Source organism: Acinetobacter sp. yr461, from assembly GCF_900110445.1.
Taxonomy (GTDB): Bacteria; Pseudomonadota; Gammaproteobacteria; order Pseudomonadales; family Moraxellaceae; genus Acinetobacter; species Acinetobacter calcoaceticus.
This window is the reverse complement of sequence record NZ_FODU01000025.1, coordinates 1-21,957: the sequence shown is the minus strand read 5'-3', so window position 1 is coordinate 21,957 and position 21,957 is coordinate 1. Positions and strand designations below refer to the sequence as shown.

25 protein-coding genes are annotated in these 21,957 nt (G+C 38.0%); 8 read left to right on the top strand and 17 right to left on the bottom strand.

What is annotated here, in order from left to right:
- Positions 1–8: 8 nt before the first annotated feature.
- Genes BMW38_RS18540 through BMW38_RS18530 form a run of 3 tightly spaced genes read left to right on the top strand, consistent with a single transcriptional unit; the run spans position 9 to position 3,972 of the window.
- Positions 9–1,166, top strand: coding sequence for an acyl-CoA dehydrogenase family protein (locus tag BMW38_RS18540; RefSeq protein WP_092710878.1), 1,158 nt, complete (start codon positions 9–11; stop codon positions 1,164–1,166).
- Between the two features lie 10 nt (positions 1,167–1,176).
- Entirely contained in the window at positions 1,177–2,013 is an 837-nt protein-coding gene (locus tag BMW38_RS18535; protein WP_092710876.1) for an enoyl-CoA hydratase/isomerase family protein, read from the top strand.
- 18 nt (positions 2,014–2,031) lie between these two features.
- Positions 2,032–3,972 carry an acetyl/propionyl/methylcrotonyl-CoA carboxylase subunit alpha gene (locus BMW38_RS18530; RefSeq protein WP_092710873.1) on the top strand — a complete coding sequence of 647 codons (1,941 nt, stop codon included), beginning with the start codon at positions 2,032–2,034 and terminating at the stop codon, positions 3,970–3,972.
- A gap of 49 nt (positions 3,973–4,021) precedes the next feature.
- On the opposite strand, the gene BMW38_RS18525 is transcribed toward BMW38_RS18530, so the two are convergent.
- The 9 genes from BMW38_RS18525 to rplM form a co-directional block, all read right to left on the bottom strand.
- On the bottom strand, positions 4,022–4,441 hold the full coding sequence (locus BMW38_RS18525; protein WP_092710870.1) for a roadblock/LC7 domain-containing protein: 420 nt from the start codon (positions 4,439–4,441) through the stop codon (positions 4,022–4,024).
- On the bottom strand, positions 4,434–4,994 hold the full coding sequence (locus BMW38_RS18520) for a GTP-binding protein (protein ID WP_092710867.1): 561 nt from the start codon (positions 4,992–4,994) through the stop codon (positions 4,434–4,436). The genes BMW38_RS18525 and BMW38_RS18520 overlap by 8 nt, the downstream gene beginning before the upstream one ends.
- A gap of 8 nt (positions 4,995–5,002) precedes the next feature.
- Positions 5,003–5,968 (bottom strand): hypothetical protein, encoded by a 966-nt coding sequence (locus tag BMW38_RS18515; protein ID WP_092710864.1) that lies wholly within the window; start codon positions 5,966–5,968, stop codon positions 5,003–5,005.
- Between the two features lie 83 nt (positions 5,969–6,051).
- Positions 6,052–6,411, bottom strand: coding sequence for a hypothetical protein (locus BMW38_RS18510; protein ID WP_092710861.1), 360 nt, complete (start codon positions 6,409–6,411; stop codon positions 6,052–6,054).
- A 340-nt stretch (positions 6,412–6,751) separates the two neighbouring features.
- Entirely contained in the window at positions 6,752–7,408 is a 657-nt protein-coding gene (locus BMW38_RS18505) for a hypothetical protein (protein WP_092710858.1), read from the bottom strand.
- A 17-nt stretch (positions 7,409–7,425) separates the two neighbouring features.
- Positions 7,426–7,857 carry a ClpXP protease specificity-enhancing factor gene (locus BMW38_RS18500; RefSeq protein WP_092710855.1) on the bottom strand — a complete coding sequence of 144 codons (432 nt, stop codon included), beginning with the start codon at positions 7,855–7,857 and terminating at the stop codon, positions 7,426–7,428.
- Between the two features lie 6 nt (positions 7,858–7,863).
- Complete coding sequence (locus BMW38_RS18495) at positions 7,864–8,517, bottom strand: glutathione S-transferase N-terminal domain-containing protein (protein ID WP_092710852.1); 654 nt, start codon at positions 8,515–8,517, stop codon at positions 7,864–7,866.
- 174 nt (positions 8,518–8,691) lie between these two features.
- Positions 8,692–9,078, bottom strand: coding sequence for a 30S ribosomal protein S9 (rpsI, locus tag BMW38_RS18490; RefSeq protein WP_002048725.1), 387 nt, complete (start codon positions 9,076–9,078; stop codon positions 8,692–8,694).
- 12 nt (positions 9,079–9,090) lie between these two features.
- Positions 9,091–9,519, bottom strand: coding sequence for a 50S ribosomal protein L13 (gene rplM, locus BMW38_RS18485; RefSeq protein WP_003656097.1), 429 nt, complete (start codon positions 9,517–9,519; stop codon positions 9,091–9,093).
- A 173-nt stretch (positions 9,520–9,692) separates the two neighbouring features.
- On the opposite strand from rplM, the gene pdxA reads away from it, so the two are divergent.
- Genes pdxA through BMW38_RS18470 form a run of 3 tightly spaced genes read left to right on the top strand, consistent with a single transcriptional unit; the run spans position 9,693 to position 12,355 of the window.
- Positions 9,693–10,676, top strand: a complete 984-nt coding sequence (pdxA, locus tag BMW38_RS18480; protein WP_092710849.1) for a 4-hydroxythreonine-4-phosphate dehydrogenase PdxA — start codon at positions 9,693–9,695, stop codon at positions 10,674–10,676.
- A gap of 23 nt (positions 10,677–10,699) precedes the next feature.
- Positions 10,700–11,512 carry a 16S rRNA (adenine(1518)-N(6)/adenine(1519)-N(6))-dimethyltransferase RsmA gene (gene rsmA, locus BMW38_RS18475; protein WP_092710846.1) on the top strand — a complete coding sequence of 271 codons (813 nt, stop codon included), beginning with the start codon at positions 10,700–10,702 and terminating at the stop codon, positions 11,510–11,512.
- Positions 11,513–12,355, top strand: coding sequence for a symmetrical bis(5'-nucleosyl)-tetraphosphatase (locus BMW38_RS18470; protein WP_092710844.1), 843 nt, complete (start codon positions 11,513–11,515; stop codon positions 12,353–12,355). It abuts the gene before it with no gap.
- Between the two features lie 91 nt (positions 12,356–12,446).
- Here BMW38_RS18470 and BMW38_RS18465 read toward each other — a convergent pair whose 3' ends face one another.
- The 4 genes from BMW38_RS18465 to hflX form a co-directional block, all read right to left on the bottom strand.
- Positions 12,447–12,890 carry a DUF2147 domain-containing protein gene (locus BMW38_RS18465; protein WP_092710905.1) on the bottom strand — a complete coding sequence of 148 codons (444 nt, stop codon included), beginning with the start codon at positions 12,888–12,890 and terminating at the stop codon, positions 12,447–12,449.
- 82 nt (positions 12,891–12,972) lie between these two features.
- Positions 12,973–13,647, bottom strand: a complete 675-nt coding sequence (locus tag BMW38_RS18460; protein ID WP_005043360.1) for an LrgB family protein — start codon at positions 13,645–13,647, stop codon at positions 12,973–12,975.
- 10 nt (positions 13,648–13,657) lie between these two features.
- On the bottom strand, positions 13,658–14,029 hold the full coding sequence (locus tag BMW38_RS18455; RefSeq protein ID WP_004638713.1) for a hypothetical protein: 372 nt from the start codon (positions 14,027–14,029) through the stop codon (positions 13,658–13,660).
- A 33-nt stretch (positions 14,030–14,062) separates the two neighbouring features.
- Positions 14,063–15,406 (bottom strand): ribosome rescue GTPase HflX, encoded by a 1,344-nt coding sequence (gene hflX, locus BMW38_RS18450; RefSeq protein ID WP_092710841.1) that lies wholly within the window; start codon positions 15,404–15,406, stop codon positions 14,063–14,065.
- A gap of 215 nt (positions 15,407–15,621) precedes the next feature.
- Between hflX and BMW38_RS18445 the strand changes: the two genes are divergently transcribed.
- Positions 15,622–16,431, top strand: coding sequence for a lysophospholipid acyltransferase family protein (locus BMW38_RS18445; protein ID WP_005043363.1), 810 nt, complete (start codon positions 15,622–15,624; stop codon positions 16,429–16,431).
- Here BMW38_RS18445 and BMW38_RS18440 read toward each other — a convergent pair whose 3' ends face one another.
- On the bottom strand, positions 16,432–18,057 hold the full coding sequence (locus BMW38_RS18440; protein ID WP_005043365.1) for a phospholipase D-like domain-containing protein: 1,626 nt from the start codon (positions 18,055–18,057) through the stop codon (positions 16,432–16,434). It lies immediately after the preceding gene.
- Between the two features lie 106 nt (positions 18,058–18,163).
- On the opposite strand from BMW38_RS18440, the gene BMW38_RS18435 reads away from it, so the two are divergent.
- Positions 18,164–19,174 (top strand): metallophosphoesterase, encoded by a 1,011-nt coding sequence (locus BMW38_RS18435; protein ID WP_004638721.1) that lies wholly within the window; start codon positions 18,164–18,166, stop codon positions 19,172–19,174.
- 47 nt (positions 19,175–19,221) lie between these two features.
- Here the strand turns inward: BMW38_RS18435 and BMW38_RS18430 are convergent, their stop codons facing one another.
- Genes BMW38_RS18430 through BMW38_RS18420 form a run of 3 tightly spaced genes read right to left on the bottom strand, consistent with a single transcriptional unit; the run spans position 19,222 to position 21,448 of the window.
- The gene (locus BMW38_RS18430) at positions 19,222–19,701 is read right to left on the bottom strand and encodes an OmpA family protein (RefSeq protein WP_017387718.1); all 480 of its coding nucleotides are present in this window, start codon (positions 19,699–19,701) and stop codon (positions 19,222–19,224) included.
- 14 nt (positions 19,702–19,715) lie between these two features.
- Positions 19,716–20,939: a diguanylate cyclase domain-containing protein gene (locus tag BMW38_RS18425; RefSeq protein WP_005043367.1), complete on the bottom strand. Its 1,224-nt coding sequence runs from the start codon at positions 20,937–20,939 to the stop codon at positions 19,716–19,718.
- Between the two features lie 5 nt (positions 20,940–20,944).
- The gene (locus tag BMW38_RS18420; RefSeq protein WP_092710839.1) at positions 20,945–21,448 is read right to left on the bottom strand and encodes a YfiR family protein; all 504 of its coding nucleotides are present in this window, start codon (positions 21,446–21,448) and stop codon (positions 20,945–20,947) included.
- Between the last annotated feature and the right edge of the window lie 509 nt (positions 21,449–21,957).

Sequence of the window (21,957 nt, the reverse complement as noted above, 5' to 3'; positions counted from 1 at the left end):
AGAATGTAATGAAATTTACTGCCGAACATGAAGCATTACGCCGTACAGCTCGTCAATTTGTTGAAAATGAGCTGAATCCGAATATTCCAGAATGGGAAGAGGTGGGTCGTTTCCCGATTCATGATGTATTTAAAAAGATGGGTGACCTTGGTTTATTAGGGATTTGTAAGCCTGAAGAAAATGGTGGTTTAGCTTTAGATTATTCTTATAACCTTGTTGTTGCTGAGGAAATTGGTCGTGCGACTTGTGGTGGGGTGCCCTTAGCAATTGGTGTACAAACCGATATGGCAACACCAGCTCTCGCACGTTTTGGTCGTAAAGAATTACGTGATGAGTTTTTAACACCAGCCATTGCTGGGGAATATGTGGCATCGATTGCTGTATCTGAAGTTCATGCTGGTTCTGATGTGGCGGCAATTAAAACCACAGCAAAAAAAGATGGTGATGATTATGTGATTAATGGCAGCAAAATGTGGATTACCAACTCATTACAAGCCGACTTTTTCTGCCTTTTAGCCAACACTTCTGACGATAAACCGCACGTCAATAAATCGATGATTATTGTGCCAGCAAAAACTAAAGGCATTAGTTTTTCAGAACCGCTCAATAAATTAGGAATGCGCTCAACCACCACAGCACAAGTTTATTTAGATAACGTGCGTGTACCGCAGCGTAATTTAGTCGGTGCAGAAGGTATGGGTTTTATGATGCAGATGATGCAATTTCAGGAAGAGCGTCTGTGGGCATGTGCCAATTCGATTGGAGGATTGGAAACATTAATTCAAAAAACCATTGCCTATACCAAAGAGCGTACCACTTTCGGTCAGCCACTCATCAATAATCAATATATCCATTTCCGCTTTGCTGAACTCATGACTGAAGTGGAAGCACTAAAAGCATTAACCTACCAAGCGTGTGAACAACACATTGCAGGTGAAGATGTCAGCATGTTGGCTTCAATGGCAAAACTGAAATCAGGACGTTTAACCCGCGAAGTGGCAGATAGCTGTTTGCAATATTGGGGTGGCAATGGCTTTATGTGGGATAACCCTGCATCTCAGCTTTACCGTGACGGCCGCTTAGGTTCTATTGGTGGTGGAGCCGATGAGATTATGTTGGGGATTATTTGTAAGTTGATGGACATCTTGCCAAAAAAACAAAAATAAGGAATAAGCCATGACACTTTCAGCATCTCTTCAAGCTTTAGATATTGATGACAGCATTCAATTAGAACAGGACGGCAGTATTTTATACCTCTGGTTAAACCGACCAGAGAGCCGTAATGCCATGAATTTGAATATGGTCAATGCTATTCAACAGGTCTTTGCCGCTATTCAAGATGATCTTTCGATTCGTGCGGTCATCATCCGTGGTGAAGGAGGAACTTTTTGCGCAGGTGGTGATATTAAAGATATGGCAGCTTTGAGAGTTGAAGCGAGCAATATCGGTAGCCTACAACCTTATGCTGATTTTAACCGCCGTTTTGGTGCCATGCTTGAGCAAGTTGAAACCGCCCCACAGACGGTTGTGGTGATTTTAGAAGGGGCTGTTCTAGGTGGTGGTTTTGGTCTGGTATGTGTTTCCGATGTTGCGATTAGCCGTGACAATGCCCAGTTTGGATTGCCTGAAACTGGGCTAGGAATAATTCCTGCGCAGATTGCTCCTTTTGTAGTGAAGCGTATTGGTCTAACTCAGGCTAGACGACTTGCTTTGTTGGGGATGCGTTTTGAAGGACCTACGGCGCTCAGTGTCGGAGTAGTCCATCAGATTGCTCATAATGAATTAGAGCTAGAACAGGAATTACAGGAAACTATTCAGCAAATCAAACGTGCTGCACCACAAGCTTCACGTATGACGAAAGCACTATTACATCGAACACTCAATGAACCATTGAATCATTTGCTTGATGACGCAGCACAGCAGTTTGCTCAAGCGGTTGGTGGTGCTGAAGGGCAAGAGGGAACGATGGCTTTTATTCAAAAACGGTTGCCGAATTGGGCCGATGAGCAATAAAAGATAAGGATAAAAACAATGAAATTTTCAAAAGTACTAGTTGCCAATCGTGGTGAAATAGCAGTTAGGGTCATGCAGACAGCAAAGGCAATGGGTTATCAAACTGTGGCGGTCTATTCCGATGCAGACCGTAATGCTCGCCATGTGCAAGAAGCTGATGAAGCAGTTTATATTGGAGCTTCTAAAGTATCTGAATCTTATCTTTCAATTACCAAAATTATAGAAGCTTGCAAAAAAACAGGCGCGGATGCTGTGCATCCGGGTTATGGCTTTTTGTCAGAAAATACCGATTTTGCTCAAGCCTGCATTGATAACCAAATTATTTTTATCGGTCCGACAGCTTCTGCAATTGAGTTAATGGGGAGTAAACGACTTTCAAAAATTGCCATGATTGAAGCGGGTGTACCTTGCGTGCCTGGTTACGAGGGAGATCGGCAAGACCTTGAATATTTAGCAGTACAGGCAGAACAGATTGGTTTTCCAATTATGGTGAAAGCTTCTGCTGGTGGCGGTGGTCGTGGTATGCGTTTGGTTCAGCAGGCATCCCAGCTTGTAGAGGCTTTACAAACTGCACGTTCAGAAGCTGAAAATGCATTTGGTTCAGGTGAGCTTATTTTAGAAAAAGCAGTGATTGCGCCGCGCCATGTTGAAATTCAAGTTTTTGGTGATACGCATGGCAATTATGTGTATTTGTTCGAGCGTGATTGTTCGATTCAACGCCGTCACCAAAAGGTTGTAGAAGAAGCACCATGTCCAGTCATGACACCCGAACTGCGTCAGCAAATGGGAGAGGCTGCTGTTGCAGCTGCCAAAGCATGTGCTTACGTAGGCGCGGGAACTGTTGAGTTTTTGCTTGATGCATCGGGTGAATTCTATTTTCTAGAAATGAATACGCGCTTGCAGGTTGAGCATCCAGTCACTGAATTTATTACAGGGCTAGATTTGGTTGAATGGCAATTGCGTGTCGCCAATGGCGAGCATTTACCATTGCAACAACATGAATTGTCTATCAAGGGCCATGCAATTGAAGTCCGTTTGTATGCTGAAGATCCACGCCAAGATTTCTTGCCGCAAACAGGTCAAGTTCTACGTTGGAAGCCCACAAATTTGCCAAATGTACGAATTGATCATGGCATGTTAGCAAAAGACGAAGTTAGCCCTTTCTATGACCCGATGGTGGCTAAAGTGATTGCATATGGTAAAACTCGAGAGGATGCGATTCGTCTGCTGGCTCGTGCTGTAGATGATTGTGTTTTGCTTGGTGTAAGCAGCAATAAACAATTCTTGGTCAATTTATTACGTCATCCAGTCGTTGTCGCTGGTGATACGAATACCGCATTCATTCAACAGTATTTCCAAAATGACGACAGCTTACACTCTCAGGTATTATCTTTAGAAACCTTGGCTATTGCCGCGGCATTATTTAGCCAAAGTAAAGGTACTGCGGTGTGGCAAACTGGACTTGGTGTTCCATTACCCTTAAAACTAAAATATGACGATCAGCAAATCCAGTTACAGCTTTCATCTGTAAATAACACATTCACGGTACAGCTCTGTGATCAAACTGTTTGTATTGAAGTCATTGAGAAAACAGACGAGCAACTGACCTATATTGCTGACGGTATACGCCGCCGTGTTCAATATGTTTTAGACGGCGATCAGCTTTATTTAGATCGAGACAATGGCAATGTTGCGATTCGCAATGTGACTTACGCTGCTCCAGAAACGACCAATGTTGCGGGAGATGGTAAAATTCGTGCACCTATGGATGGTGCTGTGATCAATATCTTGGTCAATAAAGGCGATCAAGTCGTGAAAGGGCAAACCTTACTGGTACTTGAAGCTATGAAGATCCAGCAACAGATTAGATCTGATGTCGATGGTGTAGTCGAAGATATTTTAGGACAGCAAGGGCAACAAGTAAAAAAACGGCAAATGCTATTTAGTATTCAAATTTAATAAAAATACCGCTCTATATGAGCGGTATTTTTTAGTGGAGAATCATGATCTATTCGCCATCTGCCTCAGCAATGATCTGGCTTGCTTTTTTCAAGCTATACAGTAGTTGTCCCAAAAGAACCTCTTTATTACTTAAGGTGACCATGACCATTGGGTGATGAACAGCAGGGATAGCTGTCAAAATGGCTTTGCCATTATCTGCGTCTAGCGTAATGTTATTACAGCCTGTGAGTTGAATTTCTTTTAAAAATGCAGTCACCATTGCCAAAATTGAACTGCTGACAGCCGCCAATTTAGTGGTGTTGTGGTAGTTTTTATGACTCACAGTTGCTAATTCAAAACCATCTGAAGAGCAAATCATCACGAAATCTACGCCGCGTGTATTCATCAAAATAGTATGAGCTTCACTTTTTGCGAGTTGTAGCAATTGCGTTGGTGCTGTTCGTTTTTGAGCTGGAATACTAAGCATGATTATTCCCCTGTGGTACTGACCCGACCTTAACTTCAAGTGATGCAATTAATGACTCAACCATCATTAAAATTTGTTCTTGCTCTCGCGCATCAATGAAGAATAAGGGATAAGGTAGTTCATTTGCTTTTATCCAATTACGATATTGCTGAAGAGAGGATTCTTTATTTTCATCAATATGAGTAATACCAATCACAATATTATCATTATAATTTTTAAAGGTTTTTAAGTAGTCATTTAGTTCGTCAATTGAATTCGGACTATTATGATCTAATAATAAAATAATACCGATCGCACCTTCACAAATGACCGACCAGATAAAATCAAAACGGCTTTGCCCAGGTGTCCCATATAATCCAATTTTGATTCCATCATCTAAAGTAATTTCACCATAATCAATACCTACAGTGGTCTGGGTTTTCTGGTGACTTTGTACATCGGTATTGAATGCTTCTGTTTCCAGAATTGGAATCTCAGATAACGATTTAATCGCTTCTGTTTTTCCAGCCCCCATGCTGCCTGCAAAGACAATTTTATATTGCTGTATAATCATAATGTTCCCTAAAGACCAAAGCGGCGTCTAATCTTCCCTATAAAATTTTTAAAAAAATGATTGTCTATATTTGAATTTTCTAAATGGGAGCTTGGTGCGTAAGAGCATTTATTCGCAGAAACAAATCTTCCGTTATTTGCCATTACACAAGCTGTAACGAAGCGTAAGACATCGTCGATTGATACGTTGAGTTGTTTAGCAACATCAGTAATTTTTGCACCCTGTATAAAACATGCGGAGAGCTGTAGACTCACTTTTCTATATTCTTTTTGGTAGGGCTGTGGCCAATGATCGATTTTGAAGTAACCATCAACTGAAGCTAAATTTTCAAAGTCTTTTGAACACCAGATTAGGTTCCATAACCAGTCTTGTAAGCAATAACTTTTTTTACGAGAAACCTTAGTAAAATCCGATGTTTTAGCAAAAGCAAAGTTAAAGCTCATATTGGTATGTGCTTTTTGACGGGAAGGTTCTATCCAAGCAATTTGAGCTCTGTTATCAATAATAGCTAGAGTGCCTTTATCATCAAATAAATGTAATTTAGTATTTTCTGGGTTATGCAAATTTCTTATAAATTGCTCATCAATAATGAGGAGCTCAGTAGATAAATCTGGAACTATCGCAACACTATTTTGATTTAAAAATGATAATAGATTTTTTTGTAGCCACTCTAATAAAGGTTCTACTTTTTCTAGGGGCAGATATAGAGTATGTTCATAAACTTGATATCCATTTTTTGAAGGACTTTTACTAATTTTTAAATAAAGAAACTTTTTCTTTTGAAGAATATTTTGAATATTGTCAGAGTCAAAAAAAATTTCGTTAATTAATAATAGATCAATATGATCGCTTGAAATATTAACCCAATTAATACCGTGTTGATTAGATATAAAATTTCTGATTAGTATTTTTAATTCATCTGAAAATTTTGAACTTAAACCAGAAGTTGCAATATTTATGCAATGCCTATCCATAGTATCACATTAAATTTTATTGAATAAGATAGAGGTTTTAATGTGCTTTTTATAATAAATATAAAAAGCACATCTTAGATTAATTAGCTAAAGTCTAGCTCTTTTTCAAATGACTTTAACTCATGACGAGCCATAGCTAAATTCGATTTAGCACGATCAAGCACTAAGTAAAGGAACAAATTATTATTACTTTCTAGAGGTCGAATTAAGTGATAAGCCTTACCTAAGGTAATTAAAATATCTTCAATATTATCATTTAATTTCAATGCATTGGCGATATTTCGCTTTGCGCGAATTACTTCTGTATTTCCTGCAGCAGCCAATTCTAAATCAATTTCCCCACCACCTTGTGTTGCAAGTGATAAACCGCTTTCTGAATCAACAAGTGCAGAAGCAATAAAACCATCAATTTCAGTTAAGCTATCTAAAGAAAGTTTAGCCATGTTTTTATCTCTCAGGATTCTAAAATTATATTTACTACTTTTTCCTAAAAGTAGTTGAAATTCATTATATTTCTGAACAATTTTAAGTCAATCAATCAAATAAAGTGTGATGTTTTAGTTTTAGGCAATAAGTGACGGAAAATGTCAGATTATAAAAAATATTATAAGATTGCTTTTACATTATACTTTTAATACTGTGCTGCGGTTTACATTATATATTTTAAAATTTAGATAAAACAATTGTAATAGAATATTAATACAATATTGATTAATAAAATATGTTGGTTTTAATCAAAAAAAAGGGGAATAACAAATTCCCCTTTTTATAACAATGATCAAACTAAACGAGCTGTGTATAAATACAATAGAGGTAGCCCAAAATTGCTAAAGCAACGACAGGGGCAATAATCTTTGACCATGTCGGTACAGAAATTTCGACAGCTTGTTCTTCAATATGCAAGTCATCATGATGAGGTTGGGCTTGGTGAACCATTTGGTTGAACTCCTTCATTGTTGTATCCAATGATAGCTCTTCTTGTTCCACAGGTTTAGAACCAATTAATTCATTTAGGTGGTTTGTTGACCAAACCCAATCTTCTGCCTGACCTGATAAGTGTTCGACTTGACCTAAAATTAATTCTTTTAAGCCATTATGTCCAAAACCACCTGTTTCATCGAGCTGGTTAAGTTCTGCCAATTGCAAAGTTAAAATTTCAGAAATACTCTGTTCTAGTTCTGCATTTTTTAAAGTTGACTGGTTATGCTTAGAAGTTGTTAAATGTCGAGCAACTTCTTGAATATAAAGTGGATCTGCCGATTTTATTTCATGATAAATCTTATTGTCATCTTGGCGCCATAAACTAATCAGTTTTCCAAGCGTAAGAATATTCACCTCATCAATCAGTTTATTTTTTTCATTAACTGGATATTGATTTAAAAGCTGAGGCTTTTGAATTTTTATCTGCTCAGCAAAGTATTGGACTAAATCAAATGCCATGCTTTCTTCCTCTAAATTTAATCTAAAATTCTTAACGTCGGTTTTTTCTTGATCGATGTTGTTTCAGCTTCTTGTACTTCTGGCTCTGCTATATTTTCTACAGGCGCTACATTGGCATATTCTTCAGGATCAAAGAATAAACCTTGCCCATTCTCACGTGCATAAATACCTAAAACTGCTTGAATAGGTACATAAATGTCTTTCGATGCCCCCCCGAAACGGGCAGAAAAAGTAATGGCTTCATTACCAATAAGAAGTTGATGAACAGCATGAGGCACGATATTTAAAACGATTTGCCCATCTTTAACAAATTGCTGTGGAACATCGGTATGTGGCTGTGTCGCATCCACTAATAGATAAGGAGTAAGCTGGTTATCACAAATCCATTCATAGATTGCACGAGCAAGATAAGGACGTGTAGGGGTTAAATCAATAGGTTGCTCAGACATATCACACTATTCCATATTTAATAGTTCATTGTAACGGTTTTTCTCTTGAGCCGTCATTGATTTAGCAAAAGAAGGCCTCTCAAAGATACGTTTACAATACAAAAGTATCGGTCGGCAGTGCTGTTTCGGTAAATCGATTCCCATGCTATTTAGCCTTAAGAAAATAGGGGCAAGCATACAGTCCAAGATTGTGAAATTTTCAGACATAAAATAGGGAAAATGCTGAAATAGGGGAGTAAGTGAAATTAAAGTTTCACGTAATTCTTTTTGAGCTTTTTGCTTTTGTTCGACATTTAAAGTATCAGCATGTTTTAACATGTGATCGGCTAATTTGAACCAGTCGTTTTCAAGTCTCCATATATATTGACGCTGCTCTGCACGCATCATTGGCGCATCTGCGTAAAGCTTACCTTGGCGATAACGATCATCTAAATATTCAGCAATAATAGGCGCTGAAAATAATTTAAGATTTTGCTCGACCAACATCGGCAATTGGTTATAAGGATTTAAACTTGCTAAATCTTCGTCTTCATGGTCAGTTACGATCAATTGATATTTGATTTGCTTTTCTGCTAATAAGAAACGAATCCAGTGAGAACGGAAATCATCAGCATGACTGTAAAGGGTAATCCCCTGAATAGAGGTGTTTTCGACCGACATATCACAAGACGACGTGGTTGAGTGAATCGATTAGGATACTAAAAATGCTCTAGGAAATCACGGTTCTAACGAGATAGTTTGTTTATATTTATAAGTTTGCATTTTATTGTTCTATTTTCATAATAAAAAAGCCTTGGAAAAATCCAAGGCTTTTTGTCCAACTCGATAAACGAATTAACGTTTAGAGAATTGAGGACGCTTACGAGCTTTACGTAAACCAAGTTTCTTACGTTCAACTTCACGAGCATCACGAGTAACGAAACCAGCTTGACGAAGAACAGGTTTTAAAGTTTCGTCAGCAGCGATAAGCGCACGAGTAATACCGTGACGGATCGCGCCAGCTTGACCACCAATACCACCACCTTTAACAGTGATGTAAAGGTCAAACTTTTCAGTAACTTCTAAAAGTTCTAAAGGTTGACGAACAACCATACGAGCAGTTTCACGACCGAAATATTGCTCTAAAGTACGGTTGTTAATAACGAGTTTGCCTGTACCAGCTGACAAGAAAACACGTGCAGTTGCGGTCTTACGGCGACCTGTACCATAATTAGTAGCCATGTGCTGTATCCCTTAGATGTCCAAAACTTGTGGCTGTTGAGCAGCATGCGGATGCTCAGTACCAGCGTACACTTTCATTTTTTTGATCATTGCATAACCAAGAGGACCTTTTGGTAACATGCCTTTAACTGCTTTTTCAAGAACAGCTTCAGGCTTGTGAGCAATTAACTTCTCGAAGTTAGTCTCACGGATACCACCAGGGAAACCAGTATGGCGATAATATTTCTTATCAAGTGCTTTTTTACCAGTCACTTGAACTTGTTCAGCATTAATCACAACGATGTAATCGCCAGTGTCAACGTGAGGAGTATAAGAAGTTTTGTGCTTACCGCGTAAACGACGAGCGATTTCAGTCGCAAGGCGACCTAAAGTTTTGCCAGAAGCATCAACAACATACCAGTCATGTTGAACTTCAGCTGGCTTAGCGCTGAGAGTTTTCATTAAACCACTACCTATTATAGTTGGTTTGGACTATGGAATCTGTCCAAACAAAAGGAGCGAGCATTCTAAACGAGTTTGTTCAAAGTCACAAGAAAAATCCAGTTTAAGCCATATAATTTAATCCATAAACTGATGAATGCGGGATATGTTAAAATCAAACAAATTTTCGTTATGTGTCTGGGGTGATTGTGCTGCCTTTATATGTCACTTCCGGTGAGCCGGCTGGTATTGGTCCAGATATTTGCTTGAGCTTGGCTAAGCGAGTTGATGAACGCCCACTTGTTATTTTGGGTGACCGAGATTTATTAGAACAACGTGCTCAGAAACTCGGGATAAATATTCAATTTATAGAATATATGGGACAAGCTGAATCATCGTCTTTAGGTGAACTTTATATAGAGCATGTACCTTTAGAAATGGCGGTTGTTGATGGGCAATTAAACTCAGCTAATGCGGCTTATGTATTAGAACAATTACGCCGTTCAGCTGATTATGCGATGTCTGGTAAAAGTGTTGGGGTCGCCACTGCTCCTGTGCAAAAGTCGGTGATTAACGATGCAGGTATTTTGTTTAGTGGACACACTGAATACTATCAAGAATTTGCAGGTGTAGAGCGTGTCGTCATGATGCTTGCGACCAAGACTTTACGTGTTGCCTTGGCTACTACACATTTGCCCTTAAGAGATGTTGCCGATGCAATTACCAAAGATCGTTTGCATCAGGTCATTGATATTTTATTACATGATTTAAAAACTAAATTTAAGATTATAGATCCGCGCGTACTTGTTTGCGGCTTAAATCCTCACGCGGGTGAAGATGGGTATTTGGGACGCGAAGAGATTGATACCATTAATCCAGTACTTGAAAGTTATCGGGCACAAGGGATTAAAATGAGTCTAAGCTTGCCTGCGGACACCTTATTTACCCCTGAGCACCTTAAAAATGCTGACGCTGTACTTGCCATGTACCATGATCAAGGTCTACCTGTGTTAAAATCACAAGGGTTTGGTGAGGCCATCAATATTACATTGGGTTTGCCATTCATCCGAACTTCGGTCGATCATGGCACGGCATTGTCTTTGGCCGGGACTGGTTTGGCAAAAAGCTCAAGTTTAAATGTCGCTGTCGATTTAGCTTTATCTTTGGCAGCGAGCTAAATTTTTCATGTTGGAAATGTTCTATGTATCAAATTAATGCCCTAAACCCGAAAGATGAAGGGCATAAAGCTCGTAAACGTTTTGGTCAAAACTTCTTACATGATCAGCGAGTCATTGCCAAAATCGTGCGCTCGGTAAATCCGCGTCCGGGTGAAAATGTTGTCGAAATTGGACCTGGTTTGGCCGCATTAACATCTCCTTTAATTGGGGAATGTGATGCATTAACAGTTGTTGAGCTAGATCGTGATTTAGCAGCAGGCTTACCAGAACGCGTTCCACATCCTGAACGTTTAACGATTATAGAAGCTGATGCATTAAAATATGATTTTAACGAACTGGTAAAAGATGGTCGACCATTACGTGTGGTTGGTAATTTACCTTATAACATTTCAACCCCATTACTTTTTCATCTCTTGGAATTTGGCAGTAAAGTTAAAGACATGCACTTTATGCTCCAAAAAGAAGTGGTTGACCGTATTACTGCCGAACCAAACACAAAAGAATATGGTCGCTTGTCGGTAATGATTCAATATTATTGCCAACCAACGTTTTTATTTGAAGTGCCAGCTGGCGCATTTAATCCACCACCTAAAGTAACGAGTGCTGTTTTTCGCCTTGTTCCCTATGAACAAAAGCCAATTATTGCAAAAGATGAAAAAGCTTTAGCTCGCTTGGTTGGTCATGTATTTACCCAACGTCGTAAAACCCTAAGAAATAGTCTTAAAGGTATGATCGCTGAAGATGGCTTTGAAAAAGCAGGCGTTGATCCGATGGCTCGTCCGGAAACTTTAACACTGACTCAATTTGTTGCTTTAGCCGATCAAATGGTGGGATAAATGACTAAACGTTTTAATTATGTGATTGGCGATGTACAAGGGTGTTTTGAAGCTCTGAAAGCCTTACTTAAAGAAATACGTTTTGATCCAGACCAAGATTTTTTATGGTTTGCTGGTGATTTGGTCGCTCGTGGCGAAAACTCAGTGGGTGCCTTACGTTTTGTTAAAAAACTTGCTGACCGCGGAGTTGCTGCAACTGTACTTGGAAATCATGACCTGACTTTAATTGCGGGTGCACGTGGTTTAAAAGAGATTAAAGAAAAAGATCGTACGCAGGATGTTATTGATGCAATTGATGGCGATGAATTAATCGACTGGTTGCGTAAACAACCTTTATGTTTATTTCCAAACGAGCACACAATTCTTACCCATGCGGGTATACCTTGTATTTGGGATGCGCAAAAAACTGCTACTTTGGCAAAAGAAGTTGAAGCTGTACTCGCAAACGAAGATTTATCTGTATTGGATGCTTTTTTAGCAGAAATGTATGGTTCAAAACCTGATTTGTGGGAAGACGATCTAACAGGTTCAGCACGTTTACGTTGTATTACTAATTATCTGACACGCATGCGTTTAACCAACGCAGAAGGAGCTTTAGAGTTTAGTTTTAAAGATGCTCTAGATGCGCCAATGCCAGAAGGCTATTTACCTTGGTTCGAATTTCCAAGTAAAGCTGCTCAGACTCATCAGATTATTTTTGGTCATTGGGCTGCACTTGAAGGTAGAAGCATCAATGAGCAAATCCTGAATATTGATGGCGGTTGTGTCTGGGGCCGAAAATTAATGGCTTATCGCCTTGAAGACAAAGAAATCTTTGCTGTCGATAATCCTGAGCGAATATAGGAAAGCAATGCTTTTCATGAGCGCAAGATGAGGGTTGTACCCGAGTAAAAATAAAAAAAGCCGCATAAGCGGCTTTTTTTATTTTTAACTTTTATTCGACGCGTATCCAGATTTGATTACGCCCTAAAGCAGAAACCCCAAGATATCCGCGCATATGGAGACGTTTACCAGTTGCGCTAAGCTTTGCTTTAAGTCCGTAAACTTTGCCGGTATTCGGATCTAAAATTTTACCGCCAGTATAATTAAGTCCATCTGTTTGTTTTAAGCCCGTTGCAATATCTAGACCTAAAATTGGTTTATTGGTATAGGGCGCAGGGCAATTATCACAAATCTCTTTAGGGGTATAACCCGGGCGCGGTGTGAGTTTAGTAATTTTTCCAGCATAAGTCCCATTTGCTTCTTTTCGTATTTCTACCTGTGCTTTGGGCGCACCAGTCTTATCATCAATTGTTTGCCAAAGACCTGTAATGTCTGCTGCAAATGTAGCGGTATTGATCCCCAGTAAGAGCAAAGCTCCAATAAAAATTTTCCCCATCATTAAAAATCCTTTTAACATTGAAAGGTTATCTTATTTCGAATTTATATACCGTTCAATGTTTATTTAATAGGCTTATTAATTATGGTGTTCCGAGTGACAACATTAATGTCGGTAGCCAAATCGCAGTAAATACGCCATTCAAAGCCATACCAAATGCAGCGTAGCGGCCTGCAACTGGTCCGCGCTGCCAAGCTTGAGCTGTTCCTATGGCATGCGCAGCTAAACCTAAGGCTAAGCCTGATGCTCTTTCATCATGAATATGCTTGAGTAAAAATGGTGAAAAAGCCGCTCCAATAACCCCAGATAAAATAACAATAAGGGTCACCAGCGTTTCAGGAGCATGTAATAACGTTGCGATATTCAGGGCGATAGGGGTAGTCACCGCACGGGTTGCAAATGCAAGAATGGTAGGTTCCGACATATGCAATAAATAAGCGAGGCCCATAGGTAGGGCAACGGCGCTTATACTTGCAAAACATAAAATCCCAATAACCGATTTAATTGGAAGGTCATCGTAACGCATTGCAGCTAAAGGAATGGCTAAGGCTACGGTGACATATCCCAATAAATGGCTAAATAACTCATTCACATAAAGACGATATTGTTCATAAGGGACTTGTAAAACTGAAAGTAAGGCAATGACAATGAACATGCCGAAAACTAAAAGTGGAACTTGCGGAAAACGTCGGTTTAAAGGTTTTGCACAGAGATAACCAATTAATGTGATTAAAAAACCATAGAAAATCGTAAACATTTTATTCTCCTTATAACCAACGTTTTGCCATTTTTGCATAGACCCACAAAGGTATAAGGGTGCTGACTACTAAAACAAAAAGGAATAGTGGAATTTCTTTACCCATATGCACCAACATAATTAAGGAGCCTGCACAAACGGGTAAAAAAGCAAATCCACTTTCTTTCATAATTTTATTATTTGTATCGACTATCCGGAGAGGGATTTTCTTGAACTTTCTCCAGATAATCAAAATAGTGAGTAAGCTGATTAAGCCAACGAGATTCCCCAATTCTGGATGACCAAAAGCACGCATGACGATGACAGAGCCTTCACGAAAACCAATAATGAGCAGTAAAGTTGCTACCCATGCTGTCCAGTCTATACTTTTGATCTTATCCATATTTTTTATCTCTAAAAGTTTACTTATCAAGTTTTAACTGATCTGACCCTTGATTTCAAACTCCTCCAAGGGACGACTAAATTGACTAGCACGTTCTCCTAAGATTTCTTCTAAGGGTAGTTTTGCTTGGCGAATAAGCTTCTCTAACTTATGTGGGGCAATGCGTACATCAATATGCAATAAGCCCGCATCATCATAGTGTTCAGACTGAATCACATTTAAAGCATAAAGTTGGGTGCGCAATTTGCCATAAGCAGGTTTAAGAATCAGTGAAAAATGTTGAATTTGACCCATTAAACATTCTTGTACTGCTTGCTGAAGTAAGTCTAGCCCAAGGCCAGCATGAGCCGAAACATAAACTCGATCTGGTACATGTGGCTCGGCATAAATAATTTTTGCGTCTTCACCACTTAAGTCAATTTTGTTGTAGACCCGAAGTACAGGAGCATCTGCGCCAATCTCTTTCAATACACCTTCAACTGCTTCAATTTGATCAAGCATGTCATGGCTATTACTATCGATTACATGTAACAGCAATGTGGCTTCAAGTGTTTCTTCAAGTGTTGCTTTGAATGATTCAACTAAGTCATGTTGTAAGTTTCGTACAAAGCCTACCGTATCTGCTAACACGACTGTGCCGATACCATCCCATTCTAAACGACGTAATGTCGGATCGAGTGTTGCAAATAGTTGGTCGGCTGCGTAGACATCACTTTTCGCTAAAATATTAAATAGAGTTGATTTGCCCGCATTGGTATAACCAACTAGCGACACAGTTGGAATGGCTGCCTTTTGTCTTGCAGCACGTCCTTGAATACGGGTTTGATGTACTTTTTCTAATTTATCTTTTAATTGGGCAATACGTACACGAATGAGACGACGGTCTGTTTCTAGTTGTGTTTCACCAGGACCACGTAAGCCAATACCACCTTTTTGTTGCTCAAAGTCTGCTGACCAACCGCGAATAAGACGCGTAGATAAATGTTTAAGCTGAGCAAGTTCGACTTGTAATTTACCTTCATGCGTACGAGCACGTAGTGCAAAAATATCTAAAATTAATCCTGTACGATCAATGACTCGGCATTTTAATATTCTTTCTAAATTTCGTTCTTGAGCGGGTGACAAAGCATGGTCAAAAATCACCAGACTTGCTTCTAATTCCTGAACTCGCTCTGCAATTTCTTCAACTTTCCCTGAACCAATAAAAAATTTAGGATTGGGTTTATTTCGCTGAACCTTAATATGTTCAAGGATATCTGCACCAGCAGACTGTGCAAGTAGAGCAAACTCTTCGGCATCCAGATCATCTAATAATTGTACAGAAACACTCACTAAAATTGTGCGTTCACCGCCTTGATGCCGATCAACATATTCCACGTGGCTATAAATCCTGAAAATGGGAAAACTTTATTCTAGATGAAACTTAAGCAAAAGGGGAAAGCGTTTGTTCTTATCCTTTAGATTAGTTAAATGTAGTTAGAGATGTCTGAATTTATTTTATTTCCCGTTCTCTATCATCAATGCAAGTTTATTCTGAAACGTATAGAATGCTCGAGATGGGTATAACAATGATTGATCGTTAGTGAAATTTTATGGCTCAAACGCAAAGTATAGTTAATTCAACGTTAAAGAAATTATCAAAAATAGGTTTATACGGAAAAAAAGTCACTTCTGCAACGGCTGCAATTAGTGAAGGTTTTTATTTAGTTTATCGACATGGCCTTTATAAAGATCCTAATAATCCGGTTAATACACGCTATGTTCAATATTTTTGCCGCCGTTTATGTCAGGTTTTTAACTTAGATGTAGAAGTACACGGAACAATTCCTCGAGAACCTGCTTTATGGGTAAGCAATCATATTTCCTGGCTAGATGTTGCTGTTTTAGGTTCAGGGGCTCGTGTTTTCTTCCTTGCTAAAGCTGAAATTGAAAATTGGCCCATTTTCGGGAATTTAGCTAAAGGTGGTGGAACTTTATTTATTAAGCGTGGGTCTGGGGATTCCGTTAGAATCCGTGAGCAAATTACCGAATTTTTAAAACAAAATATTCCTGTACTATTTTTCCCTGAAGCGACTACCACCGATGGGCATTCTGTTAAGAAAGTACATGGCCGTTTACTTGGGGCTGCTATTGAGGCTCAACGTCCAGTACAGGTATGTTTAATTTGTTATGTAAACCGTTATGGACAATTAGATACAGTTGCTCCATTCATTGGTGAGATGTCGTTTGCCGAACATATTCAACGCGTACTTGAAATGCCGAAAGTAACAGCTCATTTGTTAACTTTGCCACCAATTTCTGTGGAAGGGCATGATGTGAAAAGTTTAACAAATGAAGTTCAAGAAAAAATGGTAGAAGGATTGGCTCAACTACATCAAAAAGTACTTAAGCCAAAAAATTAATTACATGAATCCTTCGATTGGCAGCCATGAAAGAAACTTCATGCCTGCCTTTTGCCACCATTTCATTTCTGGTTCTTGTTTATAAATTAAGGGACCATGTGAAGTCTCTTGCTGCCAGTAAATATGATTATTAGCATCAAGCTTTAGCTTATAAGCAAATTTGTTTAAATTTTCATCCATCGTGTGGTGAATGGTTTTAGCCAATGATGGACTATCCAAAATTACACCAATTTCAGTATTCAAATACGCTGAGCGTGGATCAAAATTAAATGAACCAATAAAAACCTGCTCATCTAATGCCATAAGTTTAGTATGCAAGCTTGAGCGGCTTAATCCCTTCATATTCACTTTTGCTTTAGTGGCAAGCTCATCTGTATTTTTATTTAAATCTCTTTTATCGGGTGTGGGTAAAAACTCATAAAGTTGTACGCCGTTTTTAAGAAGTTCTTTACGGTACTTTCCATAAAAGGCATGAACGACAGCAACGTCATTTGCTTTAAATGAGTTCGTTAAGACTCGAACCTCAACACCTTCTTTGGCAAGAGTACTTAAAATTTTGGCGCCTTGCTTTTCAGGAATAAAATAAGCTGAAATTAAATCAACATTACTTTCTGGTTTTTCTAGATGGTTAATTAACTGGAAATTAAGGTGCTCTTCTTTTTTAGCCTTTGATTTGATTTTATCCGGTGAGTCTTTTACGACTTCGGCTTTGACCCAGTCGAATTGAATATTGCGATTTAGCCATTCATCAAATGCATGTGATTTTGCAGTTAAGTTTAGAAAGTTTTGAACTGTTGCCTGTTGGTAGTGAGCTTCGAGTTGCTCTTTTAATCCTTCATAACGTAGACGATGTTGCTCTGGACTTACGATACTTTGAACTGAATATGCATATTCATGATTCCAGTAGTCATCAAACGAATTCACAATATCATCAACAGCAGCACCAACTAACATTACATCGACATCAGAGAATTGATAACTATCGCTTACATTGTAATATTGATTTGTCATGTTACGTCCGCCAATAAGAGCAACCTCATTGTCGGCAATAAAACTTTTATTATGCATACGACGATTGATACGTTTTAAATCAAGAACCATATCCATCGCGCGATATTTACGAAAACGGTAGGGGTTAAAAAGCTTAACTTCAATATTTTTATGCTGAGAAAGGGCAAGCAAAATCCCTTCTATTTTTTTTGCATTATTATCATCAATAAGAAGTCGGACTTTTACCCCGCGATCAGCTGCCCGAATAATTGCGTGTAACGCTAAAGCACCAACTTTGTCATTGTCCCAAATATAATATTGTAAATCTAATGTCTTTTCGGCTTTATCAATTAATCTTAGGCGGGCTGCTAGAGCCTCCAACGGATCATTTAATACGTGAAAACCCGTTAGTTTTGGGTTTTGCTGACGTAAGGGAGTAATCAGTTTGGCAAGTGAGGTCTCAGAGGTATCAATATCTTTTGCATATTGTACTGGTTCAACACCATGTTTTGGCAGAGTACTACATCCTGTCAAACCCACAGCAAAACTAGAACATAGGACTATAGAGGCTTTTATCAAAAAGCCTTTAGCTTGTTGATTCGTTTGAAGCTGTTTGGAATGAATGGATTGTGCCATAATCAGTACATACGATAACGTGAGCTAGAGTATAATTCGTGCATATTGAAAGATAAATATTGAATTTGATTACTAGCAATCAATATAAGATAAGTCGAGAGTCGTAATGTGGAATCCAAATTCAATTATTTTTTGTTTTTACTTTATATTTTCAATACTTGCTTTATGGGGGATTTCTGAAGCTTGGATTCATCAATCTCGAACCGAGACTATTCATCCATTTAAAGCTTTTGTCCATTTACTCGCATTTTATCTTTCTTATCTACTTATTCCTCTCTGGTTTTTTAATTTATACGCTGCTTGGATTGGTTACTATTCAATTCATCAAGGTATTTTCATCTTTTTCTTAAGTGGCATTTTAATTTATGCCCGATTTATTGAACCTCATCTAGTGCGTGTCGATACACATCAATATCGGTTAAATCCAGATCGAAGTTTTAATAAACCGGTAAAAGTAGCGTTAATTGCTGATTTACATATTGGTTTATTTTCAGGGCATGAGCGCCAGCTAAAAACAATAGTTAAAAAATTAAATGAACAGCAACCTGATTTAGTGGTTGTGGCGGGTGACTGGACGTATGAGCCAGAAAATAGACTAATTCAAGAATTGAGTGTTTTAAAAGAAATTCAGGCACCTGTTTACTCCGTTCCTGGAAACCATGATGAGCAATATCCAGGACCACCTATCCAACAATTATTAAAAGATGCCTTGTTTTATAATGAAGTTGTCGATATTGAAGGCAAAATAGTCGATTTTGAAGAATTCCGTTTGATTGGTATTGGTGATCTCTGGGCCGGAAAAACCGACATGCGTTCGATGCCAGATTTACCACAAGACAAGCCTTGGTTAATTCTTTCCCATAATCCCGATACGGTAGACATGGTACCTAAATTGCCGAATCGACCATTAATGTTATCTGGGCATACACATGGAGGGCAGGTTGAGCTTCCATGGCTTACCACCTATATTATGAAAAAAGTGTCAATTTTAGGTCATAAACGTGGATTTTACTCTCACGAACATGCCGATGTTTTTGTGACAGTTGGCACAGGAATGGTTGGCATCCCTTTACGTTTTAGAGTGCCGCCAACAATTGATATTATTGAGTTAGTTTAAAATAAAAAAGCCAATCACAGAGGATTGGCTTTTTTATAAATTGAAAATTATGGAATAACAACAATGGCAACACGTCGGTTAATCGCACGATTTTCATTGGTTGTATTTGGAACATAGGGCTGCGTTGAACCGCGACCAATCACATAGATATTTTCTTTTTTAAATCCGCGAGCTAAGAAAAGGTTTGCCACACTTTGTGCACGCTCTTCCGACAGCTTTTGATTATAAGCAGCATCGCCAACATCATCAGTATGACCAACAATTTTCAATTTATTCAGATCATATTTATTCAACTGAGATGCCAGACGTACTAACTCAGCTTCATGGCTCTGTTTTAACTCTGCATTATTAAAGTCAAATAACAAACGTTCTGGTAAACCTAAAGTCCATCCTTCATTTGTAAGCACAAAACCTTCTTTTTTGAGCAATTTTACCTGACGATATTTTAATGGCCCAAAACTCAGGCACCCTGCAAGAGTAATGCATAGCAATGCAATAAAGGAGAGTTTTAAAGATCTTGTATTCATAGATTAGCCTAAATTTAATTTTCAGGTTTATAGATAAACCAGCGTTCATCCGAATTTTTAGCCTTATACATTGCCTGATCTGCTTGCATAATGAAATCTTCGGGGCTAGATGCAAATTGTGATAAAGCAATACCCACACTAAAACTGAAGTAAATGGTTTGACCATTCAGATGCAAAGGTTCTTTACAGCTTTCGAGTAAATTTTCAGCAATAGATATTAAATGATCAGCATGACTAATGGAATGCAAAATAACAGCAAATTCGTCGCCGCCTAAACGCGCGATAAAATCTTGATGACGTAAACGGGTTTGCAAACGATTTGCCATTTCTTTTAAAACTTCATCTCCAGCCAAATGTCCAAACTGGTCATTAATCGCTTTGAAGTTATTGTTATCTATAAATAATAAAGCAGACTTATTATCAAATCCCTTATCTTCAAACATATCTAAAAGAATTTGATAAAAATAATGTCTATTAGGTAATAAGGTGAGCTGATCGTGATGAGCCTGAAATGACAATTTACGATTTTCTTTTTGTAATTGATTGTCCCATATCTGAATTTCTTCAAGTAACTCATTAAAAACAGTATTTAAATCTTGAAATTCTTTAATACGATTATAAGGGAACCGAAGATTATAAGCTTTTTGCTCACTTACAATTTGAGCAATATTAGTAAGTGGATAAATAGCCTGCATAATTTGACGATAAGTTAGATTTACTGACCACCACAAAGCGCAAACAATAAACAACATCGCAATTGCGAGCCCTACCATAATCATTTTTAGGAACTGCAATATTTTTTCTGAACTACCAAAAAGGGTTAATTCACCTACATTTTGTTCGTGATGATAAATTGTAAGATGAACGGGTTCATTTAAAAACCAATGATCAAACCAGCCCTCTAAAATTGAAGTCTGACTTGATAATTTAAAACTTTGTGCAATAAGGTGATGTTCTGAATCATAAATATGAATAGTACGGATTGAATGATCATTCGTATATTCATTCAAAATTTGCTCTATCGTAATTTTGTCATTAAATACAACTGCTGGCTGAATACGTTCGAGCAGGGTATGACTGAGCAATTGTAAATTTTGCTTGGCATAGGTTTCCATTGTAAAAACAGAAATCGATACAAAGGTAAAAGAACAAATAAAGAACGTAATTGCAAAAATCGTAAATTGAGATTTTCTAAATAAGGCATGTAGAGAAGTGGACTGATACAACTTAGATATCATAATCCTTACTCCGCGTTCTTAGCCAAGAGCAATACTCTTGGATCAATATGAACTTTGGAGTGACTTAAAGCATCTAAGTTAACTTTAAAGGTAGTGTAATTATTTTGATTATATAAACAAAAGATACTTCCTATTTCACAGTCTGAATTATTGATGCTTAAAGAAAGTAAAGAACGATAAGGATAATTCTGAATAAGGCTTTGTTGTTGCTGTGGAGAAGTAGTAGAAAAATAAACAGCCTGACAATGTGACCGTGCAAAATCTTTCGCGTTTACAGTTTGAACACGATAATTATAAGACATCTGCTGGATATAAGATTGAAAGGTAGATGTAATGGAGGGATTATCAATAATACAAAGAGTAGGAGTATTTACATTCTCCCACTTACTGTAGCTTAGAATAGATAATGTAAGCACATAGAAGTTATGTTTTGAATTGGCATAACAAGGCCCACTCGTAGCAAACACTACAAGTATGCAAACAAATACTTTCTTAGCGAACTGCCACATGGTGAGTTAATGCCAAACTATTGCACGAATAATCTATTCTACATGAAGTTGATAAAGTAAAAAAAGTTTAATATCTCATCTAATGTTGACTGAAGTGCCTAAAAAAAAGGCATATACATCACTTTTTTCGTAAAATAGTAGAAAAAATCGGCACTCAATAGAAAAAGACTGAAATACCCCTTGCAAAGGGTTTTTAATCCTCTATAATGCACATCCATCGGCGGTGATGCAGATAGAAACTTGTTGAAAAACAGTTACTTGGAATTGGGTGAGTTGCTTTAGGCAGTGAATTTGATGAGAAGTTGGTTTTGAGAATAAGTTTTAAAAATATCGAAATTACCTGTTGACTTTTAAGAGATTAAGAGTAATATAGCCGACCTAGCTTGCTGGTGACGAACCAGTAAGAAGATCATTAAGAGATTATGAAGAACAACTTGTGTGGATTTTTACTGATTGATTAATCGAAATATTATCATTGATTGATTGGTTTAAATTACTCGAAGTTTATT